At 68.4% G+C, this 13,028-nt stretch carries 15 protein-coding genes; 11 read left to right on the top strand and 4 right to left on the bottom strand.

Features of this window, described 5'->3' with window-relative positions; all coding sequences use genetic code 11:
- Window positions 1-29 precede the first annotated feature (29 nt).
- Together EV655_RS01240 and EV655_RS01235 are read right to left on the bottom strand one after the other, a co-directional pair.
- On the bottom strand, window positions 30-347 hold the full coding sequence (locus EV655_RS01240; RefSeq protein ID WP_132540567.1) for a DUF1244 domain-containing protein: 318 nt from the start codon (window positions 345-347) through the stop codon (window positions 30-32).
- Between the two features lie 15 nt (window positions 348-362).
- Window positions 363-1,103 carry an N-formylglutamate amidohydrolase gene (locus tag EV655_RS01235; RefSeq protein WP_132540564.1) on the bottom strand — a complete coding sequence of 247 codons (741 nt, stop codon included), beginning with the start codon at window positions 1,101-1,103 and terminating at the stop codon, window positions 363-365.
- Between the two features lie 142 nt (window positions 1,104-1,245).
- Between EV655_RS01235 and pyk the strand changes: the two genes are divergently transcribed.
- The 4 genes from pyk to rplT all read left to right on the top strand — a co-directional run bounded on the left by pyk (window position 1,246) and on the right by rplT (window position 3,657).
- Window positions 1,246-2,691, top strand: a complete 1,446-nt coding sequence (gene pyk / locus EV655_RS01230) for a pyruvate kinase (RefSeq protein WP_132540561.1) — start codon at window positions 1,246-1,248, stop codon at window positions 2,689-2,691.
- Between the two features lie 32 nt (window positions 2,692-2,723).
- On the top strand, window positions 2,724-2,948 hold the full coding sequence (locus EV655_RS01225; RefSeq protein WP_132540558.1) for a hypothetical protein: 225 nt from the start codon (window positions 2,724-2,726) through the stop codon (window positions 2,946-2,948).
- A gap of 133 nt (window positions 2,949-3,081) precedes the next feature.
- Window positions 3,082-3,282, top strand: coding sequence for a 50S ribosomal protein L35 (gene rpmI / locus EV655_RS01220; protein WP_132540556.1), 201 nt, complete (start codon window positions 3,082-3,084; stop codon window positions 3,280-3,282).
- Between the two features lie 12 nt (window positions 3,283-3,294).
- Entirely contained in the window at window positions 3,295-3,657 is a 363-nt protein-coding gene (rplT, locus tag EV655_RS01215; protein ID WP_132540554.1) for a 50S ribosomal protein L20, read from the top strand.
- A gap of 49 nt (window positions 3,658-3,706) precedes the next feature.
- On the opposite strand, the gene EV655_RS01210 is transcribed toward rplT, so the two are convergent.
- Both EV655_RS01210 and EV655_RS01205 read right to left on the bottom strand, forming a co-directional pair.
- Window positions 3,707-4,567 carry a hypothetical protein gene (locus tag EV655_RS01210; protein ID WP_132540552.1) on the bottom strand — a complete coding sequence of 287 codons (861 nt, stop codon included), beginning with the start codon at window positions 4,565-4,567 and terminating at the stop codon, window positions 3,707-3,709.
- A gap of 59 nt (window positions 4,568-4,626) precedes the next feature.
- Entirely contained in the window at window positions 4,627-5,259 is a 633-nt protein-coding gene (locus tag EV655_RS01205) for a nitrogen fixation protein NifQ (RefSeq protein ID WP_132540549.1), read from the bottom strand.
- A gap of 276 nt (window positions 5,260-5,535) precedes the next feature.
- On the opposite strand from EV655_RS01205, the gene pheS reads away from it, so the two are divergent.
- The 7 genes from pheS (at window position 5,536) to EV655_RS01170 (ending at window position 12,920) form a co-directional block, all read left to right on the top strand.
- Window positions 5,536-6,609 carry a phenylalanine--tRNA ligase subunit alpha gene (gene pheS / locus EV655_RS01200; RefSeq protein WP_132540546.1) on the top strand — a complete coding sequence of 358 codons (1,074 nt, stop codon included), beginning with the start codon at window positions 5,536-5,538 and terminating at the stop codon, window positions 6,607-6,609.
- On the top strand, window positions 6,606-7,028 hold the full coding sequence (locus EV655_RS01195; protein ID WP_165905229.1) for a DUF2513 domain-containing protein: 423 nt from the start codon (window positions 6,606-6,608) through the stop codon (window positions 7,026-7,028). Before pheS ends, EV655_RS01195 begins: the two co-directional genes overlap by 4 nt.
- The gene (pheT, locus tag EV655_RS01190; RefSeq protein WP_132540540.1) at window positions 7,025-9,424 is read left to right on the top strand and encodes a phenylalanine--tRNA ligase subunit beta; all 2,400 of its coding nucleotides are present in this window, start codon (window positions 7,025-7,027) and stop codon (window positions 9,422-9,424) included. Before EV655_RS01195 ends, pheT begins: the two co-directional genes overlap by 4 nt.
- A gap of 32 nt (window positions 9,425-9,456) precedes the next feature.
- The gene (locus EV655_RS01185) at window positions 9,457-10,110 is read left to right on the top strand and encodes a phosphoribosyltransferase (protein WP_132540537.1); all 654 of its coding nucleotides are present in this window, start codon (window positions 9,457-9,459) and stop codon (window positions 10,108-10,110) included.
- Window positions 10,111-10,119: 9 nt separating this feature from the next.
- Window positions 10,120-10,569: a YtoQ family protein gene (locus tag EV655_RS01180; protein ID WP_132540534.1), complete on the top strand. Its 450-nt coding sequence runs from the start codon at window positions 10,120-10,122 to the stop codon at window positions 10,567-10,569.
- A 102-nt stretch (window positions 10,570-10,671) separates the two neighbouring features.
- A complete protein-coding gene (locus tag EV655_RS01175; protein ID WP_132540531.1) occupies window positions 10,672-11,880 on the top strand; it encodes an acyl-CoA dehydrogenase family protein in 1,209 nt (402 codons plus the stop codon).
- Window positions 11,877-12,920: a phosphotransferase family protein gene (locus EV655_RS01170; RefSeq protein ID WP_132540528.1), complete on the top strand. Its 1,044-nt coding sequence runs from the start codon at window positions 11,877-11,879 to the stop codon at window positions 12,918-12,920. The genes EV655_RS01175 and EV655_RS01170 overlap by 4 nt, the downstream gene beginning before the upstream one ends.
- The last annotated feature ends 108 nt before the right edge of the window (window positions 12,921-13,028 follow it).

The following is a 13,028-nucleotide window of genomic DNA, read 5'->3' as shown; positions in this document are numbered from 1 at the left end:
CATGCCCAATGCCTTGCGGATGAACCCGGTCAGTCTTGGCGCTTGCCCACGTTCTCGGCGAAGGCCTTCTCGAAGGCAGCCTGCTTGTCGGGCCCCGCCTCGGTCTGGTGGCGGGCCTTCCATTCGTCATAGGGCATGCCGTAGAACGCCGCGCGCGCCGCGTCCTGGGTCATCTCGATGCCGCGCTCGGCGGCGGCCTCCTGCCACCAGCGCGACAGGCAGTTGCGGCAGAACCCGGCCAGATTCATCAGGTCGATGTTCTGCACGTCGGGCCTGTCGTCCATCAGGTGCTGGCGCAGCCGGCGGAAGGCGGCGGCCTCGATCTCGGTGCGCGTTGCGTCGTCCATGTCCTGTCCTCCCTGTCACAGCCCGGTTTCGGCCAGAACCTCGGCCAGGATCGGCGCCAGCCGCTCGGCCCAGGCGATCTGGTCCCGTTCGGTCGAGATCACGTCGTTACGTAGCTCGATCAGCACGTTTGGCAGCCCGTTGGCGATGGCGTGCCGGTCGATGGCGTCGCCCCGCAGGTGGCCGCCATAGGGTTCGTTCTCGCCGACGCACAGATCGGGCTCGCGCCGCAGCCGGTCGATCAGCGGCCGGGCCAGCCGGTCGTCGGCGGCGTGCAGGATGCCGATCTGCCAGGGCCGGTCGCCGCGGCCGTTCAGACGCGGCGTGAAGCTGTGGACCGAGACGAAGACGGTGTCGCGCCGCCGTGCCGACAGCCGGGCAAGCTCGGCGTCGTAGGGGCGCCAGAACGCGGCAAGCCGGCGCTCGATCTCGGCGGCGTCCACCGCCCGGTTCGCCGGGATCACGGTGCCGTCGTAGAGCCGCATCACCAGCGTCGGGTCGTCCTCGCCGCGGTTCGGGTCGATCACCAGCCGGGAGAACCGCGTCATCGTGAGCGGTGCGTCCAGCAGTTCGGCCAGCCGCAGTGCCACGCCCGCCGCGCCCGGGTCCCAGGCGATGTGGCGGGCCATGTCCGCGGGCGCGATACCCAGATCGCCGCCATTCACCGTGGGTGGCACGATGTTGGTGGCATGGTCGCAGGTCACAAGCCAGCGGGACGATCGTCCCGCCTCGATCGTCTCGAACGGTTGAAAGGTCATCCGGGTGTCATCTTTCACGGTCACATGCCTATAGGACAGGCGCGGCAGAAGCACCAGTTGTCACCTGACCGGGTTTCGTCCTAGAGAGTGTGTGTACCGGCGCATACACCATTGCCGGGTGTCAGCCAAATGATGAGGCAGGATGAGACGTCTACGCAACCTCAAGATCGTGGCCACGCTGGGCCCGGCCTCCGACGACTATGACATGATCCGCAATCTGTTCGAGGCGGGGGCAGACGTCTTCCGGCTGAACATGAGCCATGGCAGCCACGAGGAAATCGCCCGCCGCCATGCGATCATCCGCCGGATCGAGGAGGATACCGGGCGGCCGATCGCGATCCTCGCCGATCTCCAGGGTCCCAAGCTGCGCTGCGGCGTCTTCGCCAATGGCGCGGCGGAGCTGGAGGATGGGCAGAATTTTCGCCTCGATCTGGACGACACCCCCGGCGAAGCGCACCGGGTGCAACTGCCGCATCCCGAGATCTTTGCCGCGCTGGAGCCGGGTGCCTCGCTTCTGGTCAACGACGGCAAGATCCGCCTTCGGGTCAAGGCATGTGGCCCCGACTTCGCCGATTGCGAGGTGGTGGTGGGCGGCACGATCTCGAACCGCAAGGGCGTCAATGTGCCCGACGTGGTGCTGCCGCTCGCCGCGCTGTCGGACAAGGACCGGCGCGATCTCGATTTCGTGCTGGAACTTGGCGTCGACTGGGTTGCGCTGAGCTTCGTCCAGCGCCCCGAGGACGTGACCGAGGCGCGTGGCATCGTCGGCAGCCGCGCCGCGATCCTGTCCAAGATCGAAAAGCCCGCAGCGGTGAAATGCTTCGACGAGATCCTCGCCGTGTCGGACGGGATCATGGTGGCGCGCGGCGATCTGGGCGTGGAAATTCCCGTGCAGAACGTACCGCCCATCCAGAAGCGCCTGGTGCGGGCCTGCCGGGCCGCGGCCAAGCCGGTGATCGTCGCGACCCAGATGCTGGAAAGCATGATCGAAAGCCCGATGCCGACGCGGGCCGAGGTGTCGGACGTCGCCACCGCGATCTACGAGGGGGCCGATGCGGTGATGCTGTCGGCGGAATCGGCGGCCGGGCAATATCCGATCGAGGCGGTGACCACGATGAACAACGTGGCGATCGAGGTGGAAAGCGACCCGACCTACCGCACGATCATCGAATCGAGCCGCCAGGCCAGCCGCACCACGGTTGCCGACGGCATCGTCGCGGCCGCCCGCGAAATCGCCGAGACCACCGACATCAAGGCGATCTGCTGCTTCACGGAAAGCGGCACAACCGCGCTCAAGACCGCGCGCGAGCGGCCCCGCGTGCCCATCCTAGCGCTGACGCCCTATGCCGGCACCGCGCGGCGGTTGTGCCTGTCCTGGGGCATCAACTGCTACTTCAACTCCAAGGTCGAACGTTTCAAGATGGCCGTGGTCAGCGCGGCGCGCGCGGCGCGCGAGGGCGGCTATGGCGAGGGCGAGGACCGGATCATCGTGATCGCCGGCCTGCCCTTCAACATACCCGGCTCGACCAACATCCTGCGCGTGGCACCCTGTGAGGAACGGTTGATTTTCAACGTCGAGCCGGAATAATGACGGCGCGTTAATCCAGTCGGAGACGGTCGATGCAGGCCGACCTCTTTCTCGTGATCGGCTGCGTGGTGGGCCTTCTTGCCGTGCCTGCCATCCTGTCCGCCTTTACCCATGGCCACGCCCCGCGCGCGGCGGCGATCATGGTGCTGATCTCGGGCGGGCTGATCGCGGCGGCGGTGATGCAGAACCCGAAGGGCTATACCGTCGAGGACGTGCCGCGGGTCTTTGCCCGGGTCATCAACCGCTACGTCCAATAGGGAAGGGCGCTTTCAGGGCGCCTTTCCCCCTTGCCAGCGGCGGGCATGGCCCTTATAGGGACGCCCTCTACCGGTGCGGCCGGCCCAGGTGGCATGCCGAGTCGCGCCTCAACCGCCCGAAGAGGAGACGGAAATGCCCAAGATGAAGACCAAGTCGAGCGCCAAGAAGCGCTTCAAGGTCACGGCGACGGGGCGGGTTCTCGCCGCGCAGGCCGGCAAGCGGCACGGCATGATCAAGCGGACGACAAAGTTCATCCGCAGTGCGCGTGGCACCAGCACGCTCTCGGCTCCGGACGAGAAGCTGGCCAAGTCCTACATGCCCTACGAACGCTGAGGAGGCCGAGCCATGTCCAGAGTCAAAGGTGGTACGACCACCCACGCCCGCCACAAGAAGGTCATCAAGGCCGCCAAAGGCTATTACGGCCGCCGCGGCAACGCCTTTCGCACCGCCACCCAGGCCGTCGACAAGGCCAACCAGTACGCGACGCGCGACCGCAAGCAGCGCAAGCGGAACTTCCGCGCGCTGTGGATCCAGCGGATCAACGCCGCGGTTCGCGCCCATGACGAGGCGCTGACCTATTCGCGCTTCATCAACGGCCTCAGCACTGCCGGGATCGAGGTCGACCGCAAGGTGCTGGCCGATCTCGCCGTGAACGAGCCCGAGGCGTTCGGCGCCATCGTCGAAAGGGCCAAGGCCGCGCTGGCCTGAGCCCCGTGCCCATCGGCACCGTGAAGGCCGCCCCATGGGGCGGCTTTTTCTATTGTGCCTGCAGCTCTGTCCCGGTCCAGCGCCAGGCGACGGGTCCGTGCCGTGTCTGGACGCGCAACTGGAACGGGGCGCCGAAGGGCTGCACCTCCTTGTGAAGGCCGAGGATTGCCTGCGGATAACCGCCCGGGCGGAAGATCGACGAGGCATAGACGTCGATCGTGCACAGCGCCGCCCCGCAGAACCCGGCGCCTCGCCCCATCGGCGGGCACGAGACCTCGCCCCAGTCGACCAGGTAATCGTTGAGGCCGTCGCCGTCGATATCGGTCTGAACCAGCGCCCCCCGCCCGAAGCTGCCCCCCGAGGGACAGGCCTCGGCGATCCGGCCCTGCACGAAGGCCAGCGTCAGGGTGGCCGCATCGGGCGCCGCCCCGGCCGGGGCGGCGCGCGCTGTCGCGGCACAGCCCGCCAGCACCCGGTCGATCGCCGCGGCGGCCCCGTCCAGCGGAAACGTCGCTGCCCCGAGCGGGCCGCCATCAACCGAAACCCCTGTCGCGGTCCGGAAACGGTCGTAAAGCTCCTGCGCGAAGACCGAGCGCCAGCCGGGTTCGGCCACGCTGCTGTCATAGGTGGCGGGCAGTGCTAAGCCGCCCTCGGCGAAGCCAAAGACCACCTGCCCCGAGAACGCGCCCTGGGGGAAATACCCGGCCTCGAAATCGACATACGGGATGCCGCCGTCGCATTCGACCGTCAGGCTTGCCACCGACCGGCCGGTCCGCGCGAGGATCCAGGCCGCGTTCTGGCGGAACTCGCCGTCGCCGAACATCCAGGTGTCGAACGCGGTTTGCTGCGGGACGGCGGCGCCGCCGCCGATCCCCCAGAGCAACGCCGCCGACAGGACAACGCGCAGCACGACCGTTCTCCCTCGTCTTCCGGGCCTGCCCGCCATTGGGCCCCCGGGAACGGCCGCTGTCAACGACGCGGGTGCGGCGCGCTCCCTTCGCGGCCGACCCGCCCCACGCGCGCCAGCCGGGCCTCGCCGCTCTCTTCGCCAAAGCACATCTCGACATCCTGGCACGCGGTGCAGACCGGGGCGGTGCACAGCACGAACCCCTCGGCTTCGCAGAGCTTGCGGTAGAAGAAGCGCTTCCACTTCATGCCGTCCACGTTCTGCCGGGCGAGCGGCGCGAAATGGCGGTCGAGCAGCGCCGAAAGCTCGTCCCGGTCATTCAGCCCCAGATCCTGCCACAGATGATCGGCCTCCATCGCGCGGCGGGCGATCATCGCTGCAAGCGGGCGTCCCAGCGGACCCTGGCCGGTGGCATGGGCGGCAAGCAGGTCGCGCACCGCGTCCTGTTCGACCTCGGGCGGGGGTGGGTCCCGCGTCGCCAGTGCCGCAAGGCGCGCGGCACAGCCGGGGAACAGCGACTGGGCCAGCCTCGCCAGCGCCGCCCGGTCCAGCCCCGCATGGGCGGGGACGTTGCCCGACGTGCCGCCCTCGGCAATGGCAAGCGCGAGGATCGAGGCCAGAACATGGGCGTCGAACGGGTCGGCCCCTGGCGCGGTGCCCTCGATCAGCCAGCGATATGCCTCGTCTGCGGTCATCCGCGCCCCTTTCGTGCAAGGGGCTGACGCGGCACACCCGGTCCGGCCGGGTGTGCCGCGTCCACCGCCTGCCATTCCATCCTTGCCCGGCCGCGCGCCCGGTCAACACCGCGACCGGCCTGTGCCCCGCCTGTCGCCCCCGCCGCCCGGTTTTTCGGCACTCGCCCGCGCCGCTGCCGCCCGGACCGGCAGGGCCTGCCTCGCCATCCCCCGCATTTGCAATCCGCCGCCCCTGTGTTATCGACGCCGCCGAATGCCAGCGAAGGGGCCCCGGGAATGGACGATCTCAGGCAGAAATACATCGACGCGATTGCCGGTGCCGCCGACGAGGCCGCGCTGGAGGATCTGCGCGTGGCAGCCCTTGGCAAGAAGGGCGAGATCAGCCTGCAGATGCGCGAGCTTGGCCGCATGACCCCCGAGGACCGGCAGGTCATGGGCCCGAAACTCAACGCGCTGAAGGACGAGATCAATGCGGCGCTGGCCGCCCGCAAGGCCGCGCTGGGCGATGCCGCGCTGGAAGAGCGGCTGCGCGCCGAATGGCTGGACGTCACCCTGCCCGGCAGGCCGCGGCCCCGCGGCACGATCCACCCCGTCAGCCAGGTGACCGAGGAGATCACCGCGATCTTCGCCGACATGGGCTTTGCGGTCGCAGAAGGTCCGCAGATCGAAAGCGACTGGTTCAACTTCGACGCGCTGAACATTCCGCCCGAGCACCCCGCCCGGCAGGAACACGACACCTTCTTCATGTCGCGTGCCGCCGGCGACGACCGCGCGCCCCACGTGCTGCGCACCCATACCTCGCCCGTGCAGATCCGCGCGATGCAGGCGCAGGGTGCCCCGATCCGGGTGATCGCGCCGGGGCGCGTCTATCGCTGCGACTACGACCAGACCCACACGCCGATGTTCCACCAGGTCGAGGGGCTGGCGATCGACCGCGACATTTCCATGGCCAACCTGAAATGGGTGCTGGAAGAATTCTGCCGCGCCTTCTTCGAGGTCGACGGCGTCGAGCTGCGCTTCCGCGCCTCGCATTTCCCGTTCACGGAACCCTCCGCCGAGGTCGACATCCGCTGTTCCTGGGAGGGCGGCGCGCTGAAGATCGGCGAGGGCAACGACTGGATGGAAATCCTCGGGAGCGGCATGGTCCACCCCAAGGTGCTGGCCGCGGGCGGGATCGACCCCGACGAATGGCAGGGCTTCGCCTTCGGGATGGGCATCGACCGTCTGGCGATGCTGAAATACGGGATTCCGGATTTGCGGGCGTTCTTCGATTCCGACCTGCGGTGGCTGAGGCATTACGGGTTCAGCGCGCTCGACATGCCGACGCTGCATGGGGGGTTGAGCAGGTGAAGCGGGACCTAGATTTCATAAGATGTTTTCTACAGGAGCTTGAAGCGGACGAATGGCGGAGTGAGTTCGTCCATGCCGAAGTGGTAGAAGTAGATCGAACGGAGATCGACGTTCTCCCAAGAGGTTGGGATCACAAAAAGAAGTATCATTTCGAGTTGATGAAAGACGCTGGTTTCGTGAAAGAGTTTGATCATCTTTCCGCACCAGGTCGCGAAGATGCGTCAAACGCTACCGCCGTAAGGAAGTTCCGCCTTACGAATGCCGGACATGACTACCTGGACGCGATCCGGGATGACACCGTTTGGAGGCGAACCAAGGACAAGTTGACTGAGGTTGGCGGTGGTGCGGCCCTTGATGTCGTCAAAGCTGTCGCCGTGCATGTCGCAACTCAATTGCTCAAGTTGGGAACCGGTCAATGAAATTCACCCTCTCCTGGCTGAAGGACCACCTCGAGACCGAGGCGAGCCTTGATGACATCCTCTACGCGCTGACCGACCTGGGGCTGGAGGTCGAGGGCGTCGAGAACCCGGCCGTGAAGCTCGAGGAGTTCACCATCGGTCGCGTGCTCAAGGCCGAGAAACACCCCGACGCCGACCGCCTTCGCGTCTGCCAGGTCGCCACCGGCCAGGGCGAGCAGCAGATCATCTGCGGCGCCCCCAACGCGCGCGAGGGGATCACCGTCGTCGTGGCCCATCCGGGCACCTACATCCCCGGTATCGACACGATCATCCAGGTCGGCAAGATCCGCGGGATCGAAAGCCACGGCATGATGTGCTCGGAACGCGAGTTGCAGCTCAGCGACGAACACGAGGGCATCATCGAACTGCCAAGCGGAGAGGTCGGCCAGAGGTTCACCGACTGGCTGGCGGCGAACGCGCCCGCCCGCGTCGACCCGGTGATCGAGATCGCGATCACGCCGAACCGCCCCGACGCGCTGGGGGTCCACGGCATCGCCCGCGACCTGGCCGCCCGCGGCATCGGACGGCTGAAGCCGCAAACCGTCGAGCCCGTCCCCGGCGCCTTTGCCTGCCCGATCGGCGTGAGCATCGACCCCGCGCTGAAGGACAGGGGCTGCCCGCATTTCACCGGCCGCCTGATCCGGGGCGTGAAGAACGGGCCGAGCCCCCAATGGCTGCAGGACCGGCTGAAGGCGATCGGGCTGCGTCCCATCTCGGCGCTGGTCGATATCACCAACTTCTTCACCTACGACCAGAACCGCCCGCTGCACGTCTTCGACGCGGATGTGGTCAAGGGGGGGGTGCGCATCCACCCGGCAAAAGGCGGCGAGACGCTGACCGCGCTGGACGACAAGGCCTATGCCTTCGCGCCGGGCATGATGGTGATCTCAGACGACGCCGGTCCCGAAAGCATCGCGGGCGTGATGGGCGGCGCGCAGACGGGCGTGACCGGGGACACGGTAAACGTCTTCCTCGAAAGCGCCTATTGGGACCCGATCACCATCGCCGCGACGGGCCGCGCGCTGAAGATCAACTCGGACGCCCGCTATCGGTTCGAACGGGGCGTGGACCCGGCCTGGACGCTGCCGGGGCTGGAAGCCGCGACGCGGATGATCCTGGACCTCTGCGGCGGCGAGGCCTCCGAGGTGGTGACCGACGGCGCGGCGCCTGCGCTGGACCGCGCCTTCCGGCTGGACACCGACCGGGTGGCGCGGCTGGTGGGGATGGACATCCCCGCGGACGAGCAGCGCGCGACGCTGGCGGCACTCGGCTTCCGGCTGGAGGGCGACATGGCGCATGTGCCGTCCTGGCGCCCCGACGTACAGGGCGAGGCGGACCTCGTCGAGGAGGTGGCCCGCGTCGCCTCGCTGACGAAACTGGTGGGCAAGCCGTTGCCGCGCAGTCATCTCGGCGTGCCCACCGGCATCCTGACGCCGCTGCAGAAGCGCGAGGCGGCGGCGCGGCGGACCTGCGCGGCCTTGGGCTACAACGAATGCGTCACCTATTCCTTCATCGACCAGGCTTCGGCGGCGCTGTTCGGGGGCGGGGACGCGGCGACCGCGCTGGAGAACCCGATCTCCAGCGAGATGAGCCACATGCGCCCGGCGCTGCTGCCGGGGCTGTTGCAGGCGGCCGCCCGCAACCAGGCTCGCGGCTTCGCGGACCTTGCGCTGTTCGAGATCGGTCCCGCCTTTCACGGCGCCGAACCGGGCGAGCAGCACCTGCTGGCCACCGGCCTGCTGGTCGGGCAGGCGGGCCCCCGCGACCCGCACGGCTCGCGCCGTCCGGTCGACATCTACGACGCCAAGGCCGATTGCGAGGCGGTGCTGGCCGCCATCGGCGCACCGGCCCGCGCCCAGATCCTGCGCGGCGCCTCGGAGTGGTGGCACCCCGGCCGCCACGGCATGATCTGCCTCGGGCCGAAAAAGGTGCTGGCGGTCTTTGGTGAGTTGCACCCCCGGGTGCTGCGCGCGATGGACGTCAAGGGCCCCGCCATGGCCTTCACGATCTGGCTGGAAGAACCGCCCTTCCCGCGCAAGGCGGGCGCCACGCGCGACGCGCTGGGCGTGTCGGACTTCCAGGCGGTCGAGCGGGATTTCGCCTTCGTGCTGGACCGCACTGTCGATGCGTTGAACGTGGTCAACGCCGCTGCGGGGGCCGACAAGGCGCTGATTGAGGAGGTCCGCGTCTTCGACGAGTTCGTTGGCGGCAGCCTTGGCGAGGGCAAGAAATCGCTGGCCATCACCGTGCGGATGCAGCCGATGGACCGTACCCTGACCGACGAAGAGATCGAGGCGGTCAGCGCGAAGATCGTGGAGAAGGTCGGCAAGGCCACGGGCGGCACCCTGCGCGGCTAGGCCGCCGGGGCAGGGGCCAAAGGGGGGGGCGCATGTTCGAGAACCGCGAAGAGGCCGGGTACAGGTTGGCCGAGAAACTGATCGAGGCCGGGCCCGAGAACCCGCTGGTGCTGGCCCTGCCGCGGGGCGGCGTGCCGGTGGCGGTGCCGGTGGCCCGGGCGCTGGGCGCGCCGCTGGACCTGGCCTTCGTGCGCAAGATCGGGATGCCGGGAAACCCCGAACTGGCCGCGGGCGCTGTGGTGGACGGCAATGCCCGCGAGGTCGTGTTCAACGACGACGTGCTGGCCATGGCCGGCCTGACCCCCGCCGATTTCGCCCCCGAGGTCGACCGCAAGCTGACCGAGATCGCCGCGCGCCGCGCGTTGTATCTGGGCGACCGCGCCCCGCAGAAGATCGCGGGCCGCACGGTCATCGTGGTGGACGACGGCATCGCCACGGGCGCGACGGTGCGCGCGGTGCTGCAGGCGCTGCGCAAGCGCGGGCCGATCGAGACCTGGCTTGCCGTGCCCGTCGGCCCACAGGAAACGATCTGGCAGATGCGGGGCATGACCGACCGGCTGTTCTTCCTTGAGGCGCCGCGCGATTTCCGGGCGGTCGGGGCGCATTACAGCCAGTTCGACCAGGTCGAGGATGACGAGGTGGTGCGGATGCTGCGCGCCGCATGGGAGGCCGAAGACAAGCGATAGGAGGGAACGATGACGCTGAAGGTGTACCTGTCGGGCGAGATCCACACCGACTGGCGCGAGCGGATCGTCGAGGGCGCGAAGGGGCTGAACGTGGCCTTCGACAGCCCGGTGACCGATCATGCGGCCAGCGACGATTGCGGCGTGGCGATCCTGGGGGCCGAAGAGAACAAGTTCTGGCATGACCACAAGGGCGCGAAGCTGAATGCGATCCGCACCCGTAAGGGGATCGCGGACGCCGATATCGTGGTGGTCCGCTTCGGCGAGGACTACAAGCAGTGGAATGCGGCCTTTGACGCGGGCTATGCCGCTGCGTTGGGCAAGTCGCTGATCATCCTTCACGGCCCCCAGCACGCCCACGCGCTGAAAGAGGTCGACGCAGCCGCCCTGGCGGTTGCCGATGACCCTGCGCAGGTGGTCCAGATCCTGCGCTACGTTCTGACCGGCGGCCTGCCGGACTAGTGTTCCCCCGCTTGGCGTTGACCGATCCCGCCAGGCATGGAAGCCTTGTGCCGCGGGCGCACGATGTCGTGGGTCCCTTTGTCGGTCCGAAGGACGTTTTCCATGGATTTCACGATCTGTCCCCGCATCGAGGATTTCCGCCTCCGCATCGCCCGCTTCGTCGAGGACGAGATCCTGCCGGTCGAGGCGAACCGCGCCGCGTGGGACGCGCATGGCAACATCGCCGACGACTGGCTCGATGCGCTGCGCGACAAGGCGAGGGGCGAGGGGCTGTGGTGCCTGCAACTGCGGCCCGAAACCGGCGGGCAGGGGCTCTGCAAGGTGGGCATGTCGGTCTGCTACGAGGAGATGAACCGCTCGATCTTCGGCCCCGTGGTGTTCAATTCGGCCGCGCCCGACGACGGCAACATGATGGTGCTGGAACAGGCCGCGACCGACGCGCAGAAGGCCCGCTGGCTCGCGCCCATCGCCGAGGGGCGCGCGCGCTCGGCCTTTGCCATGACCGAGCCGCATCCGGGTGGGGGCTCGGACCCCGGCATGATGCTGACCACCGCGAAGAAGCAGGGCGACCGCTACGTGATCCGGGGCCGCAAGTGGTTCATCACCGGGGCCGGGGCGGCCGACCATTTCATCCTGCTCGCCCGCACCTCCGACGATCCGCGCCGCGGGCTCACGGCCTTCCTGCACCACCGCGACGACCCCGGCTGGCGCATCGACCGGCGCATCCCCGTGATGGGCCCCGAGGAACACGGCGGCCATTGCGAACTGGTCTACGGCGGGCTCGAACTGCCCGCCGACCGGATCCTGCTGGGCGAGGGGCTGGGGCTGAAGCTCACCCAGATGCGGCTGGGTCCCGCGCGGCTGACCCATTGCATGCGCTGGCTGGGGCTGGCGAAACGCTGCATGGAGATCGCGCAGGAATACGCCGCCAACCGCCACGGCTTCGGCGTGCGGCTCTCCGGCCGCGAAAGCGTGCAGATCAAGCTGGGCGACCTCGCCATGGGCATCGAGGTGGGGCGGCTTCTGGTGATGAAGGCGGCCTGGGCGCTGGACCGCGGCAGCTTTGCCCGCAAAGAGGTGTCGATGGCCAAGATCCACGTGGCGAACCTGCTGCACAAGGCCGCCGACGTGGCGATCCAGATCAACGGCGCGCGCGGCTATTCGCAGGACACGGTGCTGGAATGGATCTACCGCTATGCAAGGCAGGCCCGCCTGGTCGACGGCGCGGACGAGGTGCACCAGATGGTTCTCAACCGACACTGGGTGGACGAGGGGCGCGGCTTCTGGGCGTGGGAGCCCGGGGTGGAATGAGCGATCTCGACCTAGTGCGGCTGGCGGAGTGGCTGGCGGGCAGGCTGCCGGGCGAGGCGGGGCTCTCGGTTGAACGGATCGGCGGCGGGCAGTCCAACCCCACATGGTTCGTGACCTGGGGCGACCAGCGGCTGGTGCTGCGGAAAAAGCCCACTGGCCCGATCCTGCCCGGCGCCCATGCCGTCGAGCGCGAGTTCCGCGTGCTGCGGGCGCTCGCGGCCACCGACGTGCCGGTGCCCCGCACGCTCTGGCTGGAAGAGGACGCGGCGGTACTGGGTACGCCCTTCTACGTGATGGAGCGGCTGGAGGGGCGGGTGTTCTCGGACTGCACGCTGCCGGGCTTGGCGCCCGGCGAACGGCGGGCGATCTATTTCGACATGGCCCGCACTCTGGCGCGGCTGCATGCCGTGCGCCCCGAAGACGTAGGACTCGCGGATTTCGGCAAGCCCGGAAACTACTTTCAGCGCCAGATCGCGCGCTGGACCAGGGCATACGGCGAGTCGTCTGGCGCCCGCATCCCCGCGCTCGACACACTGGCGGAGTGGCTGCCCACCAACCTGCCGCCCGACGACGGGGCGGTGGCGATCGCGCATGGCGATTTCCGGCTGGGCAACCTGATGATACACCCGACCGAGCCCCGGGTGATCGCGGTCCTCGACTGGGAATTGTCGACCTTGGGCCATCCGCTGGCCGATCTGGCCTTTTGCGTGATTCCGTGGCTGAGTTTGCCGGACGAATATGGCGGCATCCGTGGCACGGGCTGGCAGGCGGGCGGTATCCCCACGCCGCAGGAATTCGTCGCGGAATATTCCATCCACGCCCGCCCCGCGGTCCCGCTTGCCCCCTTCCACCTTGCCTTTGCGCTGTTCCGGTTCGCGGTGATCTTCCACGGTATTGCCGATCGCGCCCGGGCGGGAAACGCCGCCGGTCCAGAGGCCGCGGCGCTGGCCCCCCTCGCCGGCCGTTTCGCGCGCCGTGCCCTGGACGTGATCGAAGGGGACCGGACGCTTTCCCCCGAGATCGGGGCGGAACGGTTCTGATCCGTCATTCCGCAGCGGGCATCACGACGCCGTGAGGCAGGGTTCCGGGCCGGTCCCCTGGGTTGAGCTTCCCCCTGCTGGAAGGCGTAAGACCACGGCTGTGGCGCA

It is taken from the genome of Rhodovulum euryhalinum, assembly GCF_004342445.1.
Taxonomy (GTDB): Bacteria; Pseudomonadota; Alphaproteobacteria; order Rhodobacterales; family Rhodobacteraceae; genus Rhodovulum; species Rhodovulum euryhalinum.
This window is presented reverse-complemented; position numbering and strand designations above follow the sequence as displayed.